Raw genomic sequence first — 24,480 nt, forward strand, 5'->3', positions numbered from 1 at the left:
CCCACTTTAAAAGGCAAAAACTACCTTCCAGAGGCAAGTCCGCTCGCAGTTAGCGGTCAAAGTCCTGGCGCCGTGCCTTTCCAGGCCTAACTCTCATTAGGTACCAAAGATTGTGAACGGCTCTGCCAACCTTTTGTCGAAGCATGTATGAACGCCACCTCAAGTAGCTTCGGAGCGTTCGCTTTGCCTTTTGCTCCTCACCCCAAGGCATAAACGACCCTTGCACAGGGTCGTGGGTAAGGCAGGGTGGATCGATGCCATAGCATTCAACCCCGTTGACCCAAAAATGATCCATTAAGCGGTCAACAGGCTCAGCCCAACTCTGGCAATAAGCAATAAACTTCCCAGCAGCAGCGGGCGTTAGATAGTAGCCTGTTGCACTTATATGACCCCTAAGATACTTCCCTAACTGAAGTGATCCGAACTCCATGACCGGGTAGTAGAGAGTGTTCCGTGCCTTATTCTCAAACAGCCGTACACATTCCACGCTATCTGGCAGCAGAGGTATCAACTGCAGGAACTCCGTGAACTGTGCCGGGAAAATTTGCGCATCGTCCTCAAGCACTATAACTGCCTGCCCAGATTCAACACACCGCTGCCAAATCAGAAAGTGACTGGCAAAGCAGCCCAACTGCCCATAGGTAAGCGGCTTACCACCGATTGACCTGACTCTCTCCGGATCATAGTGACTAAACAGTGCATGGCCGTCCTTTCCATCAACGGCATCAAAGAATTCAAATTCTGCGTCAAGTGAGGCGAATTGAGCTTCAATGGCCACTCGCCTTTCCAGCGCCCGCAGGAGGCTAACCACAAGAATCAAAGGATGACGTCCAGCAAACTCCGAGTGCTGGGAAGAATTAACGTCAGTCATTCAGCCCGTCCTGTTTAGTAATCAAATTCATAAGCTGGCCAGACCAATTCTCAACCGACCATAATTTCCGCCCCGTACTTTGGGAATGAATAGTCACGAATTTTATAGAGGGGTCCTTGAAGCACAAAGCCACTTCGCGAGAAAGACGCTCTGCATCGCTGGTATCGAAAATATATCGGATATGCCCTGTATCTGCCCAAACGACATTCTGGCCATATTCCGTCCGTCTACGAGCCAGGAATGCTTTGTAGGTTGCAAACTCAGACCACCTACGCGGAGGTTGCTTAAGCAAAACACTCCACCAAGGCTCACCATGTTCCGATTCAAGCCACTCAAACAAGGCTCTCAGGGTCGGCACATGGATTATAAAAGGAGTGTCAAAGTAATCATTGATGCGGCCATTATGTTCAGGCTTTGCATGGACCAAGAGACTCGCCTGATTCACCCAGTTCCGGACTTTTGAAATCAAACTTTCTGGCGAGCCCCATGTGGCATAACAGGCGATGGCACTCCCTGCAGGCAAGAGCTCCGCTGGCGTTGCATCCGGGCAGACAACCACATCAGAATCAATAACAACCGCATAGTCACATTCAGACTCCGCCGCCAGCTTGAGTTTACATATCTGCTGGGTGTGCCAGCCAGTGTAATGCGGCCAGGACGGCACACCGATTTTTCTGGACAAGCTTCCGGCAATACGGGTGACATGGCGCCCGAACAGCCGTTCATAAGCCCGCGCCTTCAGCCGCCTTTGCTCTAGTGCTACAGGTAGAACGTCGGCTGTACTGAGCATAGTAAGAGAACCGCCCTCAAAACCACTGAAGGCATGCCTATCCTCAGCCTGGACGACGGTTGCATGCGGAATATCCCGCAACCCAGAGCGCTCTATGGAGGCTCGTAACAGCCTGAAGTGCTCAAGATCGCCAGACCAAGTGGGCGTTATAAGGATGAATGACGGCGCTGCATCCATCATTTCGCGCTCCTGTCCCGCCGCCGTGACTGCCAAACCCGCAACCAGGTTCTGAGCCGACTGCGGGTTTCACTGCCGCTATACCGCCCTTTCGCAACGTGCCGAATCCGGAATACACCCGGAATCGAAATCGGCTCCCCGGGGCTGCGCAACAACCAGCGAAATGCTCGGTCTTCATGGCATTTTGCAAAGCTCTCTACCGGCTGCTGATACAACCCAATGTTCCGGCAATAGCCGACAGCTCTGCAAACGTCACCATGGGCGATCTGCAGTGGCCCAGTTGCCTTGGATATTTGCCGTGAGGTAAACGATGAGGTGTCAATATCGAGCACTTGTGGCTCAGACGAGCCCGCCTGAAGCATGGGGTTGTTCTCCGCCAGCAAGTCCGTTGTTCGTTCGATTTTCGGGAATAATAGTGCGTTCTGGCGCCCCTGCAACGCCTCTGCCAAGGCATCCAGACAGTTGTCACGAAACATCAGGTCGCAGTCAGTAAACCAGACCCAGTCTGCTTTTGTTGCCAGAGCGGCGCGGTTGCGACCAATGCCACGACGAAAAAGCTGCTGTTTTGGAATTGGTTGCCAGTTCCAGCTAACACCCGGAACCACCTGTTGACCAAAAAAATCTAACAGTGCTTTTGTTTTAGCATCTTCGGGGCTGTAAAAAACGGTCATCGTCACATCAAGCTTCTCAGGCGGGAAAAGCACCACAGAGCTAAGTTGATAAACAAGGAAATGTGAGTAGTTCCAGCAGTGGCTGACAACTTCAACACTCAGGTGCCCCGTGCGGGCAGCGCGATCCTTTTCTGGCGGTAGATTGGGTTCAAACCATGCGGCCGGTATCCAGCCACCCGCCGCAAACCGATAAAAAGCCAGTACGATCAAATTCCACATAATTGCTGCCCGAGTCGCGCCTGATTCTTGCGCCCGACTGAAGGGGGGGGATTTTCCTCCGGGCGTCATTCCTTAAAGCGGCAAATTCTAACATGGCGCGGTCTCAAATACAGGAAACCATCTGTTAACCAAACAGCCCCCAACTTGTACGGACCAGATGACAGTGGTACTTTTCTGATCTGCATCCCGCTGATTGGATTTTTCTTGTGTCCGGCAAACTCATCGCTCTGGCTTTTCGCTTACTTTCCTTACTCAGCCTCCGCTGGGCTCAAAACATTGGCCATTTTCTGGGCGGCCTGGTTTGGAGATTGGGCGGTCGTTCTGTAGAAACCACCCGCAAAAACTTGCTTGCCTGTTATCCAAATCTTACAGATGCGGAACGGGAACTCCTGGGCCGCCAGAGCCTTCGCGAAACCGGTGCCACAGCAATGGAGATTCCTTTAATGTGGGAGTGGCCGGTCGAACGCTGCCTGGGCCTGATAAAGGAAATTGAAGGCGAAGAGCTGCTTGATAGCTATAAAGCAGATGGCAAAGGCCTGCTTCTACTTGCTCCACACCTGGGCAACTGGGAACTTGCCGGACTGTTCTTTGCGTCCCGCTATAAAATGGCAGCCCTTTACAGCCCACCTAACCGGCTGGAATTTGAAACTTATATTAAAAATGTCAGAAGCCGCAGCGGTTCTGAGCTGGTTGCAACGGATCGGCGCGGCATCATTCGCCTCTTCTCAATTTTGCGGGAAGGTGGTGTCGTAGGCATATTGCCCGATCAAACCCCAAGACTGGAAGGCGGTGAGTTCGCACCATTTTATGGCATCCCTACAGCCACAATGACACTCTCCTCAAAACTGCTTCATAAAACGGGTGCACAGCCGCTGATCACCTTTGCCCAGAGACTACCCAACGGCGAAGGATTCAAGATTGTCATCAAGAAAGCGGACAAAGGTATGACGTCGAAAGATATGCCCGAATCGCTTGCCGCGCTGAACCGTTCAGTGGAGCAATGTATTGAAATGGCGCCGGAACAGTATCAGTGGGAGTACAAGCGCTTTCGCCGAACGGCCCCAGGAGAAACGCCGGTTTACTGATCAGCCCTCCCGGTAACCCCTCATAAATCTCTGCCAGAACTGCTCTCGCAGTTTGTCATCGAGTTGCCCGAGGCACTTCTTTGTAGACCGCTCAAGGCGACTGATGTTGCTTTCTTTCCACCCATCTCCAGCCTGTTCTGGCATGATGCGCCCCCGGTCAAAATCAATCAGGTAGACTTGATCCGCAACCAGAATGTTCATGCAGTTCAAATCCGCATGGTTCACGCTGGCGTTGTGAAACCGGCGCACACAGGCACCTGCCGCCTGCCAGATTTCTCCGCTCGACGAGTCAATATACTCAGAGATTGGCTTTGCACCGGGAATCCGACGAATAATCAGTGATGCACTATAGAATAGAGGCCCATGCAACCGGTAGCCTGCAGCAATAGGCTCAGGTACGGGCAAACCTTCATCGAGAAGCTGATTCAACAAGCGGAATTCGGCGAACGATCGAACGGCATCTTCGCTGGTGAATACATAACTTCGTCGAATAAAACGACCCGGCAAGCCTCCGCGACAAAAGTGTCGCAATACACCCTCGCCAAACGGCCCTTCAACAAACCAGGCAGCGCCTCGGCCACCTTGGGTGATCAAAACTGCGTTCCCACCCCAGAAATCCGGGTCGAACCACTCTTCCCGGAAACTCTCTTTAACGGCTGAAGACACCAGATAACCTCCAGTGCCTCCAATATGCTTGACGCAGCTCGCCCCCACAGGGGAATTACCCTGCGTGCGTCAGCCAGTCGCTATGCTGCGGCAGTTTTCCTTTCACCGCATCAAAATACATAGCCTGCAATTTCTCGGTTACCGGTCCGCGCTTGCCAGCGCCAATAGCACGACCGTCCAGCTCACGAATTGGCAGCACTTCAGCTGCGGTACCAGTAAAGAACGCTTCGTCGGCAACATACACTTCATCGCGAGTAATACGACGCTCTTTCACCGGAATGTTCAACTCGGCGGCAAAATCCAGAATGGTTTGGCGGGTAATGCCTTCCAGGCAAGAAGTCAGCTCTGGTGTGTGCAGAATCCCATTGCGCATGATAAAGATGTTTTCGCCCGAACCCTCAGCCACATAACCTTCGTTATCGAGCAGCAGCGCTTCTTCACAGCCACTGGCAATAGCTTCGTTCAACGCCAGCATGGAGTTGATGTAGTTGCCGTTTGCCTTCGCCTTACACATGGTGATGTTAACGTGGTGGCGAGTGTATGAAGAGGTGCGCACCTTGATGCCAACTTCCTTGGCTTCTGGCGACATGTACGAAGGCCAACTCCAGGCCGCAACCATTACATGAACCTTCAGGTTATCCGCACGCAGACCCATGCCTTCAGAGCCCAAAAACACCATCGGGCGCAGGTAGGCTTCATCAAGGTTATTCTCACGAACCGCTGCAAGTTGAGCTGCGTTCAGCTCTTCTTTGCTGAACGGCATCTTCATGTTCAGAATATGGGCAGAGCGGAATAGACGATCGGTATGGTCCTGCAGGCGAAAAATAGCCGGGCCATTCGCAGTGTTGTAAGCGCGCACCCCTTCAAAACAGCCCAGGCCGTAGTGCAGAGTGTGGGTCAGGACGTGGGTTTTGGCTTCACGCCAGGGGACCATTTCACCATCCAGCCAGATAACGCCATCGCGATCAGCCATCGTCATGCTTCGTTGCTCCTAAAAAAGCGGTTTTTGGAAACCTAGTGTAGTCTGGCATTCTATCAGGAAATTTTGGCGGAACGACACTAGGCTGGCGACACCAACATGATTTTCTTCCAGACGGACTGAATGTATCGCCGCTCGCCTGTGAACGCATCACTCGCCACCTGGCTATTAAGATTTTGCAGGGCTCGTCGGTGAATGCTGGACCGTAAGGCGATATAAGCCTCACGCAGCTTCTCCGCATCGCCCACAGGCAACACCCCAGCCCGACCCAACTCCTCCATTTGCCGGATGTTGTCAGACCACTGGGTCAGCTCCGGGTGCGCCTCACTCCAGGCCAGCATCAGGTACTGCACCATGAATTCCATATCCACAATGCCGCCCGCATCGTGCTTTATGTGAAAGGTCTCTTCCCGCTGGCTTTCAGGCGTACCCAGATTGCTGCGCATTTTCTCGCGCATCTCCAGCACTTCCTGCCGCAGGGAATCCTTGTCACGTTTCTGGCAAAGTATGTCGTGTCGAACCGTCTCAAACGCTGCAATTGTTTGCTTGCTCCCTGCAACGCCTCGGGCCCGAGCCAAGGCTTGATGTTCCCACGTCCAGGCGTCGTTGCGCTGGTACTTTTCAAATGCACTCAGGGTACTCACCAACAACCCCGAATTACCCGATGGTCGCAGCCGCATATCGACCTCATACAACTGGCCGGAAGGGGTTTGCGCATTCAGGATATGAACAATGCGCTGGCCAAGGCGCGTATAGAACACCACGTTATCAATGGGTTTATCACCATCCGTTGTTAACTCTGGGTCTGCAGTGTGAACAAACACCAAGTCAAGATCCGAAGTGTAGCCCAGCTCGATGCCACCGAGTTTTCCGTAGCCAATCACCGCAAAGTCCGTGCCGCCGCTCGCCCCTTCAGCTTGCCCGGGATACCCATGGCGGGCGACCAGATTGGCGAAAGCAACGTCGACCACATGATCAAGCACCACCTCTGCAATCCAGGTGAGATAGTCACTTACCTTCATGAGAGGCAAGGTGCCCTTTAGCTCGGAGGCCGCAACGCGGAGGGTGTGGGCCTTTTTAAAGTGGCGCAGCGACTCCATCTGGTTTTCCAGATCATCATATGAAATCCGCAGCATTTGCTGACGCAGGTCATCCTGCAACTCTTCTCGCGCCGGCGGGCTGTATAGGCTTTCAGCGTTAAGCAACTCATCCAACAGCAAAGGGGTTTCAGCCAACTGCCGGGCAATCCAGGGGCTGTCGCTACACAGGCTTACCAGTTGCGCGCGGGCTCCGGGGTTTTCCAGCAATAAAACCATGTAGGCCGTTCGGCGCAAAATCGCTTCAACCAAAAGCAAAACACGGGACAAGGTTTCTGATGGTTTCTCCACTTCCGATAACGCTTCCAGAAGCACCGGCATAAACTGGTTCAGTCGCTTACGCCCCTGCGTCTGCATAGTCTGAACGGTGCGACTGTCACGCAAACTGGCGAGTAGACCAAGACTTCCCGCCGGGTCTTCATAGCCGTGTTCTTCCAGCCACTCGGTATCTGAAGCCTCATCAACTTCCGCCAGCCAAAGCTCACACCAGCCTTCATCCAAGGTTGTCTGGGCACTGTCTTCGCCTTCCTCTGTGGCAATAATGTTAGCAAAATGGGTTGCTACATTTTCTCGGTGCAGTGCCAAAGCATGCTGGCAGCATGGCCAATCGTCGAAGCCCATAATCACTGCGATGCGCGCTCTTGAAATCTCATCCTCGGGCAGCAGCTGGGTTTGTTTGTCCTCCATGCCCTGCAGGGCATGCTCAAGGTTGCGAAGAAAAACATAGGCTTCGCGAAGCTCGTTGACTACCCGCGAAGGCAAGAGCTCCAACTCCTCCAGCTCTTTCAGAATAACCAACAATTCACGCTGTTGAAGCTCTCTGTCGCGGCCGCCACGGATGAGCTGGAAGGCCTGAACCACAAATTCGATTTCACGAATACCGCCACTGCCAAGCTTGATATTATTCTCAAGGCCTTGCCTGCGGACTTCGCGACCAATCATCGCCTTCATACTGCGCAGTGACTCAAACGCGCTGAAATCGATGTAACGGCGATACACAAAGGGCCGGAGGCTTTCCATCAGAACTTCCCCAGCCTTTCGATCACCCGCTACCACACGTGACTTGACCATGGCGTAACGCTCCCAGTCTCGCCCCTGATCCTGATAGTAGGTTTCCAGTGCGGCGAAACTCAGTGCAAGCGCACCACTTTGCCCATAAGGGCGCAGGCGCATATCCACACGGAACACAAAGCCATCAGCGGTGATCTGGTCCAGCGCCTGAATCAAACGCTGGCCAAGCCGGATGAAAAACTGCTGGTTGTCCAGTGAACGCCGACCACCTCGGGTTTCGCCTTTGCTGGGAAACGCAAAAATCAGATCAATATCCGAAGACACATTCAACTCACGTCCGCCCAGCTTTCCCATGCCGATAACAATCAAGGATTGGGGCGCCTCTGCACCTGTCACCGGGTCCAAACCCCAGGGGGTGCCATACTGCTCACAGGCGGCTTCGTTCAGCCAGTCCAGCGCACCCTGAATGCACACCTCAGCAAATGCACTGGTCGCCGCCATGGTTTCCGCCAGATCAGCCCAGCGCAGCAAATCCCGCCAGATAATTCGGAACTGCGCCTCCCGGCGGAAACGACGCAAAGCCACATGCAGGCCGGGTTCATCCGTTACTTCCGAAAGATACTCACTACAACGTACCTGAAGATACTCTGGCGTGGTGGGCTCGCTCAGCAATCGCGACTCCAAAAGAGTGCGCACCTGCTTTGGATGCCGCTCAAGGGTTTGCCGCAAAAACAGACTCCGCGCCATGGCTTGGGCAACGATATCTTCCGACACGTTGGCATCCGCCAGCAGCCAGCCTGGCAAACCTCCCGGAAAAACCGATGCCCAACTGGCAGAAACATCATCCGCCAACGGCAAAGGAAGGCTATTCCATGGCTCGGACATAATGCAAACCCCTGTCTCTCTGTTATATTTCCGTTACTGTATAACGAACTTACCCGAGACTGAACAGGCCAACACCGGATGCTGAGAAACCGCTTCCCCCTCAACGCGGAACATGAAAAAAGCAAGATACCTATGGGCGGGCTCATCCGGAGGCGGGCAAAAAACCTGTTCATGGTACTGATCACGCTACTGTCCACCCACATATTGATTATATGGGCGGTGGAGGATCTGACGCTGTTCGAGTCGCTTTGGATGACCATGACCACCATCGCGACTGTAGGCTATGGCGACTTCGCACCCGTCACCTACATTGGCAGGATCAGCACCATTTTATTCATATTCGTGGGCGCTATTACATTAATGACGCTGATTGTCAGCGATTTTATCGAGTACCGGTTCTACCGCCGGGAACGCATTCTCACCGGACGCTGGATCTATAAAATGAACAACCACATTGTTATTATCAATACCCCGAGACACGGCGGCACCACGTACTTCATGCGCTTTGCAACGCAAATCCGGGCCGTGCAGGGCTATGAGAGCATTCCCATCATGCTACTTACCCGGGAATTCCCCAGCGGTTTGCCAGCCGAGCTGTCCGATTTGGGGATCGTTCACTACCATGGCTCCGGGTTCGATCCCGAAGCATTGAAGGCCGTACACGCGGGCAGCGCCAAACACATTGTTGTATTGGCTGCTGACGAATCCGACCCACATTCAGACAGCCTCACCTTCGACATATCCCACCGCCTTGGCGAGCTCAATCTGGGCCAGAAAACAACCGTAGAGTGCGTTACAGACGCCAACCGCAGCCGCTACAAAGAACTTGGCGTTCGGGCCGTTATTCGCCCGGTTCGCACCTACCCTGAGATCATGGTGCGCTCTGTAGTGGCTCCGGGATCAGAAAAAGTTCTGGAGGACATGTTCAACTACGAGCAGGACCACCCACACCGCTACGACCTGGAACTGGATGATCTTAACTGGGCTGATATTGTCAGCGCATTGATTCGCCATGGCATTGGTACCGCACTGGCCTATATTAATCATGACGACGAGGTTATTTGCCACCCGGCCATAACCGAAGAGATTGAGGGCAAAGGCCTTATCGTGCTGGTCAAATCCAGCGACACGCCAGATCTGGAGGTGGTTAAAGAGGCTCTGGAGCGCTATCGCAAGTTTATGGAAAAATGGAGAAACATGCAGGAAGATGCGACCATAACCAATACTTCAAACCCTACTACTCACTGAGCAATTTTCCCAGGCATCGTCTATGGAGTCCGTCCTTTTCCAGCCGCTGGTAGATGCGCTTGCATCCGGTCAGCCTACGGCCGTTGTTGACGCCGCGAATCTATTCAACGCTGCCGACCTTGCCGAATTTATCGAGCAAAATATTGAGGGAGAAACAGGCCGCGCTCTGTTTAAGGGCCTCCCTATTGCTCTACGAGCGAAAGTTCTGGGCTATACCAACCCGGACACCCAGCTGCTACTAACCGAAACAACACCTCTGGCTGAACTGGCATTACTTACCACAGAAATGCCATCGGACGACCGGGTTGATTTTTTCAACCTGCTTGAAGAGCCTCGTCAGAAACAGCTAATCAAAAAGCTTGACCAGGAAGATCAGGAAGACCTTACCGCGCTTTTGGCATACCCAGAGGGCACGGCTGGCGCTTTGATGAGCACGGATTACGCAGTGTTTGAGTCCGGCATCACCGCGAGTAAAGCCATAGATATCCTGCGCAAAACAGCAGAAAACAAAGAAACCATCTACCAATCCTACGTGATTGATGAAGACCAGGTGCTGATCGGCGTAGTGTCCTTGCGCCGACTGATTATTGCCAAGCCCGACACCGTTATCGACTCCCTGCTCGCCACGGGCCTGGTGACTACGCACACGAACACGTCGCAGGACGATGTAGCCAGGCTGATTGCCAAGTACGACCTCCTGGCACTACCCGTTGTAGACGACCACAACCGCCTTGCCGGCATCATCACCTACGATGACGCCATGGACGTTATCGAGGCAGAGGCAACGGAAGACATTCACAAAGGCGGTACGGTCAGCAATCTCGATTCAGGCATTACTCTGGCCTCACCTTTTTCACTCTACCGATCCCGTATCCAGTGGTTAGTTATTCTGGTGTTTGCCAACATCTTCACTGGTGCCGGTATCGCGCATTTTGAAGAGATCATAGGCGCTCATCTGGCTTTGCTGTTCTTCATGCCACTCCTGGTTGCCAGCGCTGGCAACGCAGGGGCACAATCCGCCACACTGGTTGTAAGGGGCATCGCAACGGGAGATGTGGTAAACCGCGATTGGCTTCGCCTGTTTAATAAAGAGCTACTCGTGGCAACCGCCCTCGGCCTGAGCATGGCGCTGACGGTGTGGGTTGTAGGCATATTTCGCACGGAGATGGTTATAGCCACAATTGTAGCCATCACCATGATTGCGGTTGTGCTTGCCGGCGGGCTAATAGGCATCCTGCTGCCACTGCTGCTCAATCGAATGGGCATTGACCCTGCTGCAGCCAGCATTCCCCTTATCACAACCATTGCCGACGTAAGCGGTGTACTGATCTATTTCAGTATCGCCACATTGATTTTAGGGGCCTAGCGAGCGCCTTGCTCGATTCGCCAGCAAGCCAAGCTGACATTGACCAAGTTCTGGCTTGTCCAGCAAATCCTCCAAAGACTGACCCTTGGCCAAGGCCTCAACTACTGTGGCAAAGGACTGCCCCAGCCCGGAAGCTTCCGCCTGCACAGCCAGCGCCTGAACATCCAGTCCATCAAGCGATACGCTCCCCTGCACAAGCCAGGCATAACTAAGTCGGTGTAAAAGGCGATCAAGGTCATCATGCGTGTCGACCTGTACGTCGTTATCTTCGGCCGTAACATGTATTCCTGCAAGGTAGTAACCCTGCTCAGCCTTACTGATCAGATTCAGAAACACCGGGCATTGCCGGGCGAGCGTTTCTGCCCATACAAGCAGCCTGGATGGATCGCCTGAGACAAGCTCAAACTCCACTTCGTGCAGCGGCTTTTCCTGTCCGCCAGCGGCGATGACGCCCTCATCTACAGCACATTCAATCACCGCCTTACCATCGTCCAGCATAATCACTTGGCGGGTAAAATTGGTTTCAAACACCGGCGCTAGCCGCGCCAAATCCCCATAATCGCCCAACGAGGTCTCCGCCAGCAGCCCCAACGAAAGAGAAGGGCCCGAAACTGGCCACTCCCATTCATCGCGGCGGTGCGCGCCGTTCACGAACTCGCCGCGGGTTTTTAGTGTCTGTATGTACTGACTACCCGCTTGGCGCACACGAAGGGCTGCCTGTTGATTATTCAGCTCCGCATCGGGGGTGTCATAGTAACAGTTCACCAAAGATTTCTTGCTGCCTACTTGAGCTTCTGGCTGAGCCAACAACCAACCCATAGCCGCTAAGAGGCTGGCGGTGTTTAGGCTCAGTTTTATTTCCAACTCTTCCGCCATACTTGTCGCACCTTCAATTTCTGCGAACCATAAACGCAAAAACCGGTGACCCTAAGGTCACCGGTTTTCAATACTAAACTAAGTGATTAGCTGTCTAATCAGAAGTAGTAAGTGCCACCAACCGAGACAGAAGAAGCCTGACTCTCGTTAGCAATACCGTAAACTCCGTCATCACCGCCACCCAGGTAGCCTTCAACGTAGACATACATGTTGTCTGACAAGTTATGAAGCGCCTGCAGGGTAATGGTGTCATTTTTCGCATCGCCGCTGATGCCATCAGCCTCGGCCATTTCATAAGAGAGTGCGAAAACGTTCTTGCCCAAAGAGTAGGTTCCCATCAGACCGATAACACTGTAGGCATCTTTACGGGTCTGATACTCAAGAGAAACACCCAGCGCATCCATGCTATAAGCTGCACGCACACCGTAGGTATTTTCGTTGCTCAGGGGAGCTTCTGGCGCTGCCGAGGAATACCCTGTGGCTCCATCGTTAGAATCCATAGCAAAGGCAAGGGTCAGCGCATCTACGGAGTAGATTGCAGCCAACTGGTACGGATAGCTCTTCTTGCCACCTGACTGTGCATCACCATCACCATTGACCTGCACAGCAGCACCCAGTTTCAATCCACCGAAAGATGGTGTCATGTACTGGATCAGGTCGCCTTCACCAGTAGTGTAGTTGCCACCAATGTTGTAGGTACCAACTTCGTAGTAGTTAGCAATCTTGTCAATTGCACTTTCGTACAACGAGTCATCAGAGCCAACCCACAACTGACCGAAGTTATCACCTTTAACACCGATGTATGCTTCATCCAGTTTGATACGGCCACGGCCTTTAGACTTATCGTCTGCATCAATGCCATCAAGCTCAATCTTCATAAAACCAGTAAGACCTGGCGAAATCTCATGACTATGGGTCAAACCAATTGTAGAGCCATTGTCATTGTGGGCAAGGTTGCTGTTGCCACCGTCAACACTGGTATGCGTCAGCGCATACTGGATATTGCCGTAAAAGGTCGGCAGGTTGCTTTCCTGAGCCATAGCGGTGCCGGAAAAAGCGACGGCAGCAATAGCTGATGCAATGAGAGTCTTCTTCATGTTGTATGTCCTTTTGCGAGTTATTTCAGGTTTTAACAACGGGTTAATCCCGATTTCTATAAGCTGCCCCAGAAAACCGGATGGCTCTTATTTTAGGTTTGCAACATGTCAAATCTATGACAAAGAAGCAACTTTTCTTATCATAAAGATCTACGACCAGTCAGCTCTTTATGCTTCAGTCACTTATGGCACACTCTTAATGCGCCGCATGATGACTCACTTTTAATACATGAACGCTTACTTTGCAAACATTTCATGTCATTTTTTTAACTCATTTAATGCCAAAAATGCAAATCCTTATTCCATTACAACTTTGGCCTGGGCTCTTCTGCGCTTCGCGTGAGGGTAAATCAACGTTTGCCTGAATAAGTTTGCAACAACACTCAGCGGGTTGAAAGCATAAAAGTTACCGGCCCGTCATTAACCAGGCTTACCTTCATATCTGCGCCGAACAAACCTTCTCCAACCCTTGCTGCGCCAAGCTCCGCCCGTGCCAGATCAAGGAAACTGGCGTACTGAATTTCTGCCAAATCCGGAGCAGCAGCACATGAAAATCCAGGACGTGTACCTGAAGAGGTATCAGCAGCAAGTGTAAACTGGGGTACGACAAGCAAGGCGCCACCTGCATCTAACACACTAAGGTTCATGCGCCCCGCTTCATCAGGAAAGATGCGATAGGTAAGTATTTTCCGAAGCAACTGTTTTGTTTCATTCTGTCCATCTCCCCGCTCCACACCCAGCAACACTAAAATACCGGTATCTATGCGCGAAATTTCACGACCGTTAACGTCGACACTGGCTTTTGACACCCGCTGGATAAGTCCTTTCATCCGTTTTTTTGTTAACTCCGGTCAATGAGAATTACAAACAGGCAAGAGTGTAGCCATGCTCGCAGATTCTCGCAACCCCGACTAACGGCTAGCGTCAGCCAGCATTTTTATCCGCTCTCGCAATCACCTCATCAACACTTCTCAGCAGCGCATCCACAATGGCAGGCTCAGATGCTGAATGCCCGGCTTCGCGGATGATTCGCAGCTCCGCTTCGGGCCACGCATTGCTGAGGGCAAGCGCATTATCCAACGGACACACCATGTCGTAGCGACCATGAACAATAATGGCGGGTATATCCCGAAGCTTGTGTGCATTCCTTACAATCTGATTATCTTCGAGAAACGCAGCATTCATGAAATAGTGGCACTCGATTCGCGCCAGTGCGATGGCAACATGCGGATGGCCAAAATGCTCAACAACTCGCGGATTCGGGTGCAACGTAGCGCAGCGGCCTTCCCACAAAGACCAAGCCTTCGCAGCCTGCATCTGTTCCAATTCGTTACTGCTGGTCAGCCTACGGTAGTAAGCGCTGACCATATCGCTGCGCTCACCCTCAGGTATCGGGGCCTCAAATTCCTGCCAGTAGTCTGGAAATACACGGCTTGCACCGTCCTGATAGAACCAGGAAATATCCCGTGGGCGGCACAGAAAAACACCCCGGAGCACAAGCCCTATAACCCGATCAGCATGGGCTTGGGCGTACACAAGGCTGAGAGTCGAACCCCAACTCCCTCCAAACAACAGCCAGCGCTCAATCCCCAGGAATTCGCGAATGGTTTCCATATCTTGAACCAGCTTGTCGGTGCTGTTCCCCTCAAGTTCCGCCAGGGGTGTGGAGTGACCAGCTCCGCGCTGATCCACAAGAATGACCCGAAAACGCTCTGCATCAAAGAATCTGCGGTGGTAATCCTCGCACCCTCCTCCAGGGCCGCCATGAACAAAGAGAACGGGAATCCCCTCCGGATTGCCACTTTCCTCAACATACAGCTCATGGGGCTCTTCCACCGCCAGCCGGTGCTTCGCGTATGGTTTGATGTCCGGGTACAGGGTAAGCATGGGGAGCTCCGCTGATCAGTTTAGGGTCGAAGATAGTGTAGCCGAGATAAGCGGGCACCGGTTGACTTTGCATATACCGGAGGCCAAAAAAAGGCCGGGGCTGTGTTACCAGCGCCGGCCTGATTCAGAACGTAAGCCTTACTTTTTATTCGCGCGCTTGCGCTCGTTTTCGGTAAGGTGCTTCTTACGCAGACGAATAGATTTTGGCGTTACTTCAACCAACTCATCGTCATCAATAAATTCCAGCGCCTGTTCGAGGGTAAACTTGATCGGCGGCACCAAGCCAATGACTTCGTCCTTGCCGGAGGCACGCATGTTGTCCAGCTTCTTACCCTTGGTGGGGTTAATCACCAAGTCGTTTTCACGGCTATGTATCCCGCAAAGCTGTCCTTCATAGATATCCTGACCCGGGTCGAGGAAAAGCTTGCCACGGCTCTGGAGAGTCTCCAGCGAGTAGGTCAACGCTGTACCTGTAGCCATAGACACCAACACACCGTTCTGGCGGCTTGTAACGTCACCGCTCTTGATCGGCCCGTAATGGCTGAAGGTTGAGGTAAGAATACCTGTACCGGAGGTCATGGTCAGAAAACTGTTACGGAAGCCGATAAGCCCACGTGCAGGAATGGTGTACTCAAGGCGCATACGGCCCTTGCCATCCGGCACCATATTGGTGAGATCGCCCTTACGCAGACCCATTTGCTCCATCAAAGAGCCCTGGTGCTGCTCTTCGATATCAACAATAACATTCTCGTACGGCTCTTGCTTCTCGCCATCCACTTCCTTGATGACCACTTCCGGGCGACCCACGGCCAGCTCAAAGTTTTCGCGGCGCATGTTTTCAATCAGAACCGAAAGATGCAGTTCACCACGCCCGGATACCTTGAACTTATCTGCCGAGTCGCCTTCTTCTACACGCAGGGCAACGTTGTGCAGCAATTCCTTCTCAAGGCGATCCTTGATGTTCCGACTGGTCACAAACTTGCCTTCCTTGCCGCAGAAGGGCGAGTCGTTAACCTGGAAGGTCATGGATACAGTAGGCTCATCTACTGTCAACGGAGGCAACGCCTCAACGTTGTTCATGTCACACAAGGTGTCTGAGATGTAAAGCTGATCCAGGCCACTTACGCACACAATGTCGCCAGCCTGGGCTTCTTGTACTTCCACCCGTTGCAAACCGGAATGCCCCATAATCTTGAGGATGCGGCCCTGGCGCTTTTTGCCGTCAGCACCAATCGCAACAACTGGCGAGTTGGTTGTAATCTTTCCGCGTGCAATACGACCAATACCGATCACACCAAGAAAGCTGCTGTAATCGAGCTGGGATATCTGCATCTGGAAGGGACCTTCCGGATCAACAGACGGCGCGGGCACGTGATCAACGATTGCCTGGAATACGGCATCCATGTTGTCTGCCAGATCCTCATGGTCCAGGCCGGCTACACCGTTCAGGGCGCTGGCATAAACAATCGGGAAATCCAGCTGCTCATCGGTTGCACCGAGGCTGTCAAACAGATCGAAAACCTGGTCTACAACCCAATCCGGGCGCGCGCCCGGGCGGTCAACCTTGTTCACAACCACAATTGGGCGAAGCCCGGCTGCAAAAGCCTTTTGGGTTACAAAGCGGGTCTGGGGCATGGGGCCGTCGATGGAATCTACCACCAGCAGCACGCAATCAACCATGCTCATCACTCGTTCCACTTCGCCGCCAAAATCCGCGTGCCCAGGGGTGTCTACAATATTGATGTCGTAGCCATTCCACTTAAGGGCGGTGTTTTTGGCAAGAATAGTAATGCCCCGCTCTTTTTCCTGGTCGTTGGAATCCATGACGCGCTCGTTCTCGAGCTCTTTGCGATCCAGGGTGCCGGACAGACGCAGCAGTTTGTCTACAAGCGTGGTCTTACCATGGTCAACGTGGGCGATAATGGCGATATTACGAAGTTTTTCAATCACAAATTTATTCCTGAGAAATGCACTCAATGATCCAAGAAAGCCATTCAGGGACAACCCCGCACACGCCATCTCAAATCTGTAAAATGGATTCATCCACTGGAACCTGGCGGCCCAGCGCCCTGCATGTCGCGCCCAGGCTAATAGCCTGAGCCCATGCAGAGAAAATGAAGCGGCGCGCAGTATATCGAAAACACTGCACCGTTAATATGCAGAAGAACGCCTATTTCTTAATCAATTTCACGAAGCGATCTCATCGCACCAACTTGGTGCAGAATGTCGAGCCAGCCTCGCCTCTCGCACCATTATGGCGCACATCGTGCCCGTTAAGCCAATCACTCCCGTCGCCGCCAGCTCCGAGTACCGCCCAAAGACGCCATAAATGTTCAGATCCTGGGCAACCATTCAAAACTGGCAAGCGCCTTGCTTTAATCCACCTATCAGGTTTTTTAAACCTTCTGCTCAGCGCAAATGTGAAGGTAAGAACCAACAGCTTTTGTTAAGCTGCGCAGACCTGTATACCAGACCGGAGTTAAGCCCCCACAGAGCGATCCGGAACAAAGATCACGAATACGCCCGCGGTGCGGGAATACATACGGAGCATGCACATGTCCAAGACAGTTGATTTGATTAAAGAGCACGAAGTGAAGTGGGTTGATATGCGCTTCACCGACAGCCGCGGTAAAGAGCAGCACGTCACCATACCTGCAACTGAAGTCAACGAAGACTTCTTCGCCGAAGGCAAGATGTTTGACGGCTCCTCCATTGCCGGCTGGAAAGGCATCAACGAATCCGACATGATCCTGATGCCGGATGACAGCAGCTCCGTACTTGACCCCTTCACCGAAGAAAGCACCGTCAACATCACCTGCGACATTGTTGAGCCTTCTACCATGCAAGGCTATGAGCGGGACCCACGCTCTGTTGCCCGCCGGGCAGAGGAATACCTGAAATCCACAGGCATCGCAGACGGCGCGCTGTTTGGCCCGGAGCCGGAATTTTTCGTTTTCGATTCGGCCAAGTGGAAAACCGATATGCAGGGCTCCATGTATTCGCTTCACTCTGAAGAAGCGGCCTGGGTTTCCGGCGACGACTTTAATGGCAACAACATCGGCCACCGCCCTGGTGTGAAAGGCGGTTATTTCCCCGTACCACCCGTCGACAGTCTGCACGACCTGCGGGGCGCAATGTGCGCAGCTATGGAATCCATGGGCCTGGTTATTGAAGTACACCACCATGAAGTGGGAACAGCTGGCCAGTGTGAAATCGGTGTTGGCCCAAACACACTGACCAAAAAAGCAGACGAAGTTCAAATTCTTAAGTACTGCGTACACAACGTTGCCCACGCCTACGGCAAAACTGCGACCTTCATGCCCAAGCCGGTAGTCGGTGATAACGGCTCAGGCATGCACGTCCACATGAGCTTGAACAAAGACGGCAAAAACCTGTTTGCAGGCGACAGCTATGCGGGCCTGAGTGAAATGGCGCTGTTCTACGTTGGCGGGATCATCAAACACGCCAAAGCCTTGAACGCGTTCACCAACCCGGCCACAAACAGCTATAAGCGCCTGGTTCCCCATTACGAAGCGCCAGTCATGCTGGCTTATTCTGCGCGCAACCGCTCTGCATCCATCCGTATTCCGTATGTCACTAGCCCGAAAGCACGCCGTGTGGAAGTGCGCTTCCCTGATCCGGCTGCCAACCCATACCTGGCGTTTGCTGCGCTGATGATGGCCGGCCTTGATGGTATCCAGAACAAGATTCACCCTGGCGACGCCATGGACAAGGATCTGTACGACCTGCCGAAAGAAGAAGCGCTAAGCATCCCCAAGGTGGCAGAGACACTGCAGGAAGCCCTGGACGCCTTGAAAGCAGACCATGAGTTCCTGACCCGTGGTGGAGTATTTACAGAAGATATGATTCAGGGCTACATTGACCTGAAGCGCGGTGAAGTTGAGCGTATCAACATGACTACTCACCCGGTTGAGTTCGAACTCTACTATTCGTGCTAAAAGTCTTGCCGCAGCCCACTAAAAGCTGCACTGGCACTGAATAGTCCTAGCAAAAGCCCCGCTCTCACAAGCGGGGCTTTTTTGTAGCGAGATTTTGTGATCCTCGACACAACACCGCAGCTCTTAACGATATGTAATCATCATCTCCCCACCACCGCATTGAAAAGGCCCGCCCGGCCATTGATAATCAGACTACATATTACTGTAGGCTGCACTTATGAAATCAACGCTTGGAATCACCGCGGGGCTGATGCTCCTGATCTCAGGGCAGGTCACCGCAGAGGTGTACCGCAACGTGGATGCGCAAGGCAATGTCACTTTCTCCGATGAGCCCTCGAAAGGTGCTGAAAAGGTCAAGGTGAAGCCAGTGACAACCATTACTCTCCCAAAACCGCAGAATGTTCAGGAAACCGACAAGCTGCGAGAAGAAGTGAAGCGGGAAGGCTCCATATACGAGAGCGTTTCTTTCACATACCCTGAAAACGACCAGGCATTCCACTCTGGCAACGGCGACGTGCAGTTCAAAATGAGCAGCTCACCCGGGCTTGCATCTGGCCACAAATATGAAGTAACTCTGGATGGTCAGCCCGTTGGCCAGAGCGCGTCTGGCTCTGTCACCGTTCGCAACGTGTTTCGCGGCACACATGAGGCCGGGATTCATATTGTGGACAGAAACGGCGTTCAGATTAAAACCGGCAGCCCTATACGCTTTACCATTCACCGCCCCTCTCTTCAGAACTGACGCGAACGCACCATTTTGGTGCGCCCGCGCAGCAATAGTGCAACAATAACGCGGATAGCAGAGACGTAATACGTCGACCTGTCCGCTCCTCTGTTGCTTTGGCCGCCCCCACTCACAGGCCGCCACAGCGCCCAGGGCGGCAGGTTTAAACACCCAGTCATCAACTTATCGAAATTGGTTCGATTTTTGCTGCACTCTGTTATTGCGGCCAGAAAGGGCCCAGGGAGTTACTGGCCAAGCGCCACCCCAACCTATCTTGCCTTAGCCAACAGGACGCACCCATGGAACACCTCCCAGCATCTGCAAACCAATTCAAAAACATGCTGGACAACCTCTCCACAGCAGTCATTGTGCTGGAGCGCAATCTGACAATACGCTACCTGAACCCTGCCGCCGAAAATCTGTTTGAAACCAGCTTGACTCGTAGCGCGGGCCTTGCACTCAGTGACATCCTGCTGGGTTCGGATGAGGCCTTTAAGACCCTGCGCAAAGCAGCGATGACCAACCAATCTTACACTCGCCGGGAAACCGAATTCCTTATGGCCAGCGGCTCTCTGCGAATGGTGGACTACTCTGTATCGCCTCTGGAGCAAACACCCGCAGTATTACTGGTAGAAATTCAGCCCAGGGATCGCCTGCTGCGTATAAGTCGAGAAGAAGATCTAATCGCCCAGCAGGAAACCACTCGCATCCTGGTGCGGGGCATGGCCCATGAAATAAAGAACCCTCTTGGAGGGATTCGCGGCGCTGCACAACTTCTTGACCGGGAACTGGGCAGCGAAGACCTCCGGGAATATACCCGGGTAATCATTGATGAGGCCGACCGCTTACGCAGCTTGGTTGATCGCATGCTGGGCCCCAACAAAGCCCTGAAACTGGCACCAATCAACATTCACGAAATCCTTGAGCGCGTGCGCACTCTGCTGGAAGCTGAAAGCAAAGGAAAAGTGGTATTCCAGCGAGATTACGACCCCAGCCTGCCCGAGCTTTCCGGGGACAAAGAGCTGTTGATTCAGGCGTTTCTCAACATTGCCCGCAATGCCATGGAAGCGGTATTTGAAAGTCCTGCCAAACACTTTGGCGATGACAAAACTCCCACCATTACGTTTCGCACGCGCGCCCTTAGACAGGTGTCCATTGGCCCCAACCGCCACCGCCTTGCGTGCCGGGTAGACATCATCGACAACGGACCGGGGATTGCGCCCGAGCTGCGCCAGAATATTTTCTATCCGATGATCAGCGGTCGCGCCAATGGCACTGGGCTCGGGCTATCCATTACACAAAGCATTATCGGCCAACACCATGGGCTGGTTGAGTGCGAGAGTGAGCCGGGCCAGACTGACTTCATTATCTTCCTGCCTCTGGAGAGCACCACATGAACCAGGAATCCGCCAAGGTCTGGATCGTCGATGACGATCGGAGCATTCGCTGGGTGCTGGAGCGCGCCCTCGTCCAGGCTGGATTGCAGCCCACCGTTTTCGAGAGCGGCGATACCATCATGAAGCGGCTGGAGCAGGAGCAGCCCGACGCCATTATCAGCGACATCCGCATGCCCGGCATAGACGGCATCGCGTTGCTGTTACGAATTACGGAAGCTTATCCGGACATACCCGTTATCATCATGACGGCTCACTCTGACCTGGAAAGCGCGGTCACCAGCTATCAGACCGGGGCTTTCGAGTACCTCCCAAAGCCCTTTGACGTGGACGATGCCGTTGCACTGGCAATGCGAGCTGTGGCTCACAGCCATGAACGGCGAGCGGACTCAAAACCAAAAACAGAAGCCCTTCAACACAGCACAGAAATCATCGGTGAAGCCCCTGCCATGCAGGAAGTTTTTCGTGCTATAGGTCGGCTCTCACACTCCAACATCACTGTTCTGATCAATGGTGAAAGCGGAACAGGCAAAGAGCTGGTTGCTCAAGCCCTGCACAACCACAGCCCAAGGGCACAGCTTCCTTTCATTGCCCTGAATATGGCGGCGATTCCCAGAGACCTTATAGAATCTGAACTCTTCGGCCATGAGAAAGGTGCCTTCACCGGCGCCTCGGCTATACGTCAAGGGCGATTCGAGCAGGCTAACGGCGGCACACTGTTTCTTGATGAAATTGGCGATATGCCTGGCGACACGCAAACCCGCCTACTACGAGTTCTGGCTGACGGCGAGTTTTATCGGGTTGGGGGTACCACACCCGTCAAGGTAGATGTGCGCATCATCGCCGCCACCCACCAGAATCTGGAGAAACTCGTAGAGTCGGGGGAATTCCGGGAAGACCTCTTCCATCGCCTGAACGTTATTCGCGTGCACCTACCGAAACTGGCCGAGCGCCGCGAAGATATCCATCGGCTTATGCAGCATTTTTTGCAGCGGGCCGCTAATGAACTGAAGGTTGAACCAAAAATTCTGCGGCCAGAAACACAGAGTTACCTCACCACCTTGCCTTGGCCCGGTAACGTACGACAGCTTGAGAATGTTTGCCGGTGGCTAACGGTGATGGCCAGTGGGCGCGAGGTGCATATCAATGACCTGCCTCCCGAACTGCGCCACCAGGGCGAGCAGCCCATGGCTGGTGCTACTTGGCAGGAAGGACTAAAGAACTGGGCTCATCAGGAACTGAGACGAGGAGAAACAGCCATTCTCGAATCCGCCATGCCGGAATTTGAAAAAATCATGATCGAGACAGCACTGGAATACACAGGTGGAAAGCGTCGGGACGCCTCGGTTCTCCTTGGCTGGGGACGAAATACCCTGACTCGTAAAATCAATGAGCTGGGCATGGATCGCACCGAAGAAGACTAGACTTACAAAAACTAAAAACGACTACCTGAGTAGCCGTTTTTCTTTACAAAATGAAATCACCAGAGCCTAGAACGGGATATCATCATCAAAATCATCTACCGGCTCTGGCATACTGCTGCCCTGTGCTGGCTGGCCCTGGTTTTGACCCTGATTATAACCTTGGTTATAGGCACCGGACTGCGGGGGGTTATTCTGGGCCTGCGCAGCAGGTACTGATTGCTGCTGAGGGCGCCCGGCAGGTGCCCCTTGGCTCATACCACCTTCGCCACCACTACGACTATCCAGCATCTGCATCTGACCATTAATGTCGACGACCACCTCAGTGGTGTAAACATCCTGGCCTTCCTTGTTCTGCCATTTGCGCGTCTGCAGCTTGCCTTCGATATAGACTTTAGAGCCTTTCCGCAGGTACTGCCCGGCAATTTCGGCAATTTTTCCAAACATGACAATGCGGTGCCATTCGGTTTTTGGGACCATCTGACCTGTCTGGCGATCCTTGTAGCTCTCATCCGTCGCAAGAGTCAGGTTCACCACGGCGTTGCCGTTCGGGGTGTAACGAGTATCCGGATCCTGCCCGAGATTCCCGATAAGAATAACTTTGTTTACGCCTCTTGCCATGTTCTGCTCCTGATTCTGTTTTCAGCGACACTCGCACTCCTTGCGAGCCTCCGGATTTCAAGAATTATTACCCTGCCGGACGAATGGAAAATCCGCAAGTAATGTCTCATCAAAGTGCTGTCGGTCCACCTTAAGATAGGCCGTGGCAGCATTCTCAATAATGACCACATCCTGCACACCGGGTAGGCGGCGCAGACTGCCATCAACAACGTCGTACTGGTCGCCGACCATATCCCGCAACTGTACCACGAAACCTGAGGTGTGACCCGGCGCAGGCATGGTCAAAGCGACCAGTAACCATAGCCCCAAAATGGCCACCATAAACCAGACAACCCCTTCAATTCCAACCTGCTGCAGCAGGTAGCCACCAAAGGCTCCACCCATGAAGGCGCCCAAAAACTGAGAGGTAGAATACACTCCCATAGCCGTTCCCTTGCTGGCCGCCGGCGCTTCTTTACTGATCAGCGAAGGTAGGCTTGCCTCCAGCAAATTAAAGGCCATAAAAAAGAAAAACATCACAACCCAGGCGAAGACAAGGCCAGCAGACACTTTGGAAAGCCCTGCCGTCGCCACGACAAGGAGCGCAATAGCGCCACAGAGCACAGGCTTCATCATGCGCTTTTTCTCGCCAATAATGATAAAGGGCACCATGGCAAAAAATGAGGTGATCATCACACTCAGGTAAAACCACCAATGTGAGCCGCTGGCAAGCCCAAGCTGATTCTGCAACACCGAAGGAAAAACCAAAAACAACGAAGTAAGCACAAGATGCAGAGCGAAAATACCGAAATCGAGCCGTAGAAGGCGTTTATCAGACAAAACCCGCCCCAACATGGCTTTAGCGGGATGAGTATCAGCACTGACCTTGTGTTGATGGGGTGTAGGCACCACGCGACTCACAATGAGCAGAGCTACCATGGCCAACGCAGCGGTGGCGTAGAAAATTCCCGACAGCCCCCAAACGGAACCCAGCAAGGGGCCAACTACTAGAGAAACAGAAAATGACAGGCCAATTGAGATGCCAACCGTGGCCATGGCTTTGGTTCGTTGCTCTTCTCGGGTAAGGTCACTGAGCAGTGCCATGAGAACACTGGCAATAGCCCCGGCGCCCTGAAGAATCCGCCCAGCAATAACAACGTATATCGAATCTGCGGAACCTGCCAGTATGCTGCCAGCCGCGAACAGAAGCAGTCCGATATAGATCATGCGCTTGCGGCCCACACGATCTGAAAGCAGACCAAATGGAATCTGCAGCAGGGCCTGGCTCAGTCCATAAGCGCCGATGGCAAAGCCTAACAGTGCAGGAGTGGCGCCCTCCAGGCCGTCACCCAGCAACATAAACACGGGCATGATCATGAACAACCCGAGCATGCGCACGGCATACACTGACGCCAGCGCAAATACGGAGCGTTTTTCCAGCGAATTCATGGCAGTAG

Annotated in this window: 20 protein-coding genes; 7 read left to right on the forward strand and 13 right to left on the reverse strand. The window is 53.1% G+C overall.

What is annotated here, in order from left to right; translation table 11 throughout:
• Nucleotides 1-49: 49 nt before the first annotated feature.
• Genes AADB16_RS17430 through AADB16_RS17440 form a run of 3 tightly spaced genes read right to left on the reverse strand, consistent with a single transcriptional unit; the run spans nucleotide 50 to nucleotide 2,728 of the window.
• Nucleotides 50-871 (reverse strand): glycosyltransferase family 25 protein, encoded by an 822-nt coding sequence (locus tag AADB16_RS17430; RefSeq protein WP_410805121.1) that lies wholly within the window; start codon nucleotides 869-871, stop codon nucleotides 50-52.
• The gene (locus AADB16_RS17435) at nucleotides 864-1,841 is read right to left on the reverse strand and encodes a DUF6492 family protein (protein ID WP_410805123.1); all 978 of its coding nucleotides are present in this window, start codon (nucleotides 1,839-1,841) and stop codon (nucleotides 864-866) included. Before AADB16_RS17435 ends, AADB16_RS17430 begins: the two co-directional genes overlap by 8 nt.
• Nucleotides 1,838-2,728, reverse strand: a complete 891-nt coding sequence (locus AADB16_RS17440; protein ID WP_410805125.1) for a glycosyltransferase family 2 protein — start codon at nucleotides 2,726-2,728, stop codon at nucleotides 1,838-1,840. The genes AADB16_RS17435 and AADB16_RS17440 overlap by 4 nt, the downstream gene beginning before the upstream one ends.
• Nucleotides 2,729-2,934: 206 nt before the next feature.
• On the opposite strand from AADB16_RS17440, the gene AADB16_RS17445 reads away from it, so the two are divergent.
• Nucleotides 2,935-3,813 carry a lysophospholipid acyltransferase family protein gene (locus AADB16_RS17445; protein WP_410805127.1) on the forward strand — a complete coding sequence of 293 codons (879 nt, stop codon included), beginning with the start codon at nucleotides 2,935-2,937 and terminating at the stop codon, nucleotides 3,811-3,813.
• Here the strand turns inward: AADB16_RS17445 and AADB16_RS17450 are convergent, their stop codons facing one another.
• The 3 genes from AADB16_RS17450 to glnE all read right to left on the reverse strand — a co-directional run bounded on the left by AADB16_RS17450 (nucleotide 3,814) and on the right by glnE (nucleotide 8,451).
• Nucleotides 3,814-4,479: a 3-deoxy-D-manno-octulosonic acid kinase gene (locus AADB16_RS17450; protein WP_309045808.1), complete on the reverse strand. Its 666-nt coding sequence runs from the start codon at nucleotides 4,477-4,479 to the stop codon at nucleotides 3,814-3,816.
• Nucleotides 4,480-4,534: 55 nt separating this feature from the next.
• Complete coding sequence (locus AADB16_RS17455; protein WP_309045809.1) at nucleotides 4,535-5,458, reverse strand: branched-chain amino acid transaminase; 924 nt, start codon at nucleotides 5,456-5,458, stop codon at nucleotides 4,535-4,537.
• Between the two features lie 80 nt (nucleotides 5,459-5,538).
• On the reverse strand, nucleotides 5,539-8,451 hold the full coding sequence (glnE, locus tag AADB16_RS17460; RefSeq protein ID WP_410805130.1) for a bifunctional [glutamate--ammonia ligase]-adenylyl-L-tyrosine phosphorylase/[glutamate--ammonia-ligase] adenylyltransferase: 2,913 nt from the start codon (nucleotides 8,449-8,451) through the stop codon (nucleotides 5,539-5,541).
• 78 nt (nucleotides 8,452-8,529) lie between these two features.
• Between glnE and AADB16_RS17465 the strand changes: the two genes are divergently transcribed.
• Together AADB16_RS17465 and mgtE are read left to right on the forward strand one after the other, a co-directional pair.
• Nucleotides 8,530-9,699: a potassium channel family protein gene (locus tag AADB16_RS17465; protein ID WP_410805132.1), complete on the forward strand. Its 1,170-nt coding sequence runs from the start codon at nucleotides 8,530-8,532 to the stop codon at nucleotides 9,697-9,699.
• Nucleotides 9,700-9,721: 22 nt separating this feature from the next.
• Nucleotides 9,722-11,065, forward strand: a complete 1,344-nt coding sequence (mgtE, locus tag AADB16_RS17470) for a magnesium transporter (protein ID WP_410805134.1) — start codon at nucleotides 9,722-9,724, stop codon at nucleotides 11,063-11,065.
• On the opposite strand, the gene AADB16_RS17475 is transcribed toward mgtE, so the two are convergent.
• From AADB16_RS17475 to typA, 5 genes are all read right to left on the reverse strand, one after another.
• Complete coding sequence (locus AADB16_RS17475) at nucleotides 11,054-11,941, reverse strand: CYTH domain-containing protein (RefSeq protein ID WP_410805136.1); 888 nt, start codon at nucleotides 11,939-11,941, stop codon at nucleotides 11,054-11,056. The two genes, mgtE and AADB16_RS17475, sit on opposite strands and share 12 nt — an antisense overlap.
• Before the next feature lie 98 nt (nucleotides 11,942-12,039).
• A complete protein-coding gene (locus AADB16_RS17480) occupies nucleotides 12,040-13,038 on the reverse strand; it encodes a porin (RefSeq protein WP_410805138.1) in 999 nt (332 codons plus the stop codon).
• Between the two features lie 383 nt (nucleotides 13,039-13,421).
• A complete protein-coding gene (gene dtd / locus AADB16_RS17485; protein ID WP_410805140.1) occupies nucleotides 13,422-13,868 on the reverse strand; it encodes a D-aminoacyl-tRNA deacylase in 447 nt (148 codons plus the stop codon).
• Between the two features lie 94 nt (nucleotides 13,869-13,962).
• Nucleotides 13,963-14,925 carry a prolyl aminopeptidase gene (pip, locus tag AADB16_RS17490; RefSeq protein ID WP_410805142.1) on the reverse strand — a complete coding sequence of 321 codons (963 nt, stop codon included), beginning with the start codon at nucleotides 14,923-14,925 and terminating at the stop codon, nucleotides 13,963-13,965.
• A gap of 138 nt (nucleotides 14,926-15,063) precedes the next feature.
• Nucleotides 15,064-16,875, reverse strand: a complete 1,812-nt coding sequence (gene typA, locus AADB16_RS17495; protein WP_309045817.1) for a translational GTPase TypA — start codon at nucleotides 16,873-16,875, stop codon at nucleotides 15,064-15,066.
• A gap of 605 nt (nucleotides 16,876-17,480) precedes the next feature.
• On the opposite strand from typA, the gene glnA reads away from it, so the two are divergent.
• The 4 genes from glnA to glnG all read left to right on the forward strand — a co-directional run bounded on the left by glnA (nucleotide 17,481) and on the right by glnG (nucleotide 22,426).
• Nucleotides 17,481-18,884 carry a glutamate--ammonia ligase gene (glnA, locus tag AADB16_RS17500; protein ID WP_410805145.1) on the forward strand — a complete coding sequence of 468 codons (1,404 nt, stop codon included), beginning with the start codon at nucleotides 17,481-17,483 and terminating at the stop codon, nucleotides 18,882-18,884.
• A 217-nt stretch (nucleotides 18,885-19,101) separates the two neighbouring features.
• Entirely contained in the window at nucleotides 19,102-19,626 is a 525-nt protein-coding gene (locus AADB16_RS17505) for a DUF4124 domain-containing protein (protein WP_410805147.1), read from the forward strand.
• A 281-nt stretch (nucleotides 19,627-19,907) separates the two neighbouring features.
• Entirely contained in the window at nucleotides 19,908-21,005 is a 1,098-nt protein-coding gene (gene glnL / locus AADB16_RS17510) for a nitrogen regulation protein NR(II) (RefSeq protein WP_410805149.1), read from the forward strand.
• On the forward strand, nucleotides 21,002-22,426 hold the full coding sequence (glnG, locus tag AADB16_RS17515) for a nitrogen regulation protein NR(I) (protein WP_410805151.1): 1,425 nt from the start codon (nucleotides 21,002-21,004) through the stop codon (nucleotides 22,424-22,426). Before glnL ends, glnG begins: the two co-directional genes overlap by 4 nt.
• 66 nt (nucleotides 22,427-22,492) lie before the next feature.
• Here glnG and ssb read toward each other — a convergent pair whose 3' ends face one another.
• Complete coding sequence (gene ssb / locus AADB16_RS17520) at nucleotides 22,493-23,044, reverse strand: single-stranded DNA-binding protein (RefSeq protein ID WP_410805153.1); 552 nt, start codon at nucleotides 23,042-23,044, stop codon at nucleotides 22,493-22,495.
• Between the two features lie 57 nt (nucleotides 23,045-23,101).
• Nucleotides 23,102-24,472 carry an MFS transporter gene (locus AADB16_RS17525; protein ID WP_309045823.1) on the reverse strand — a complete coding sequence of 457 codons (1,371 nt, stop codon included), beginning with the start codon at nucleotides 24,470-24,472 and terminating at the stop codon, nucleotides 23,102-23,104.
• Nucleotides 24,473-24,480: the final 8 nt, after the last annotated feature.

The sequence above is a fragment of the Marinobacter sp. KMM 10035 genome (genome assembly GCF_046537445.1).
Taxonomy (GTDB): domain Bacteria; phylum Pseudomonadota; class Gammaproteobacteria; order Pseudomonadales; family Oleiphilaceae; genus Marinobacter; species Marinobacter sediminicola.

Bases quoted from the DNA above. Each gene is read 5' to 3' on its own strand.
- mgtE (WP_410805134.1), top strand. From the start codon at position 9,722: ATGGAGTCCGTCCTTTTCCAGCCGCTGGTAGATGCGCTTGCATCCGGT.
- AADB16_RS17465 (WP_410805132.1), top strand. From the start codon at position 8,530: ATGCTGAGAAACCGCTTCCCCCTCAACGCGGAACATGAAAAAAGCAAG.
- AADB16_RS17525 (WP_309045823.1), bottom strand. From the start codon at position 24,472: ATGAATTCGCTGGAAAAACGCTCCGTATTTGCGCTGGCGTCAGTGTAT.
- AADB16_RS17440 (WP_410805125.1), bottom strand. From the start codon at position 2,728: ATGTGGAATTTGATCGTACTGGCTTTTTATCGGTTTGCGGCGGGTGGC.
- AADB16_RS17475 (WP_410805136.1), bottom strand. From the start codon at position 11,941: ATGGCGGAAGAGTTGGAAATAAAACTGAGCCTAAACACCGCCAGCCTC.
- glnL (WP_410805149.1), top strand. From the start codon at position 19,908: ATGGAACACCTCCCAGCATCTGCAAACCAATTCAAAAACATGCTGGAC.
- glnE (WP_410805130.1), bottom strand. From the start codon at position 8,451: ATGTCCGAGCCATGGAATAGCCTTCCTTTGCCGTTGGCGGATGATGTT.
- glnA (WP_410805145.1), top strand. From the start codon at position 17,481: ATGTCCAAGACAGTTGATTTGATTAAAGAGCACGAAGTGAAGTGGGTT.
- AADB16_RS17455 (WP_309045809.1), bottom strand. From the start codon at position 5,458: ATGACGATGGCTGATCGCGATGGCGTTATCTGGCTGGATGGTGAAATG.
- dtd (WP_410805140.1), bottom strand. From the start codon at position 13,868: ATGAAAGGACTTATCCAGCGGGTGTCAAAAGCCAGTGTCGACGTTAAC.
- glnG (WP_410805151.1), top strand. From the start codon at position 21,002: ATGAACCAGGAATCCGCCAAGGTCTGGATCGTCGATGACGATCGGAGC.
- AADB16_RS17430 (WP_410805121.1), bottom strand. From the start codon at position 871: ATGACTGACGTTAATTCTTCCCAGCACTCGGAGTTTGCTGGACGTCAT.
- ssb (WP_410805153.1), bottom strand. From the start codon at position 23,044: ATGGCAAGAGGCGTAAACAAAGTTATTCTTATCGGGAATCTCGGGCAG.
- AADB16_RS17505 (WP_410805147.1), top strand. From the start codon at position 19,102: ATGAAATCAACGCTTGGAATCACCGCGGGGCTGATGCTCCTGATCTCA.
- AADB16_RS17480 (WP_410805138.1), bottom strand. From the start codon at position 13,038: ATGAAGAAGACTCTCATTGCATCAGCTATTGCTGCCGTCGCTTTTTCC.
- pip (WP_410805142.1), bottom strand. From the start codon at position 14,925: ATGCTTACCCTGTACCCGGACATCAAACCATACGCGAAGCACCGGCTG.
- AADB16_RS17435 (WP_410805123.1), bottom strand. From the start codon at position 1,841: ATGATGGATGCAGCGCCGTCATTCATCCTTATAACGCCCACTTGGTCT.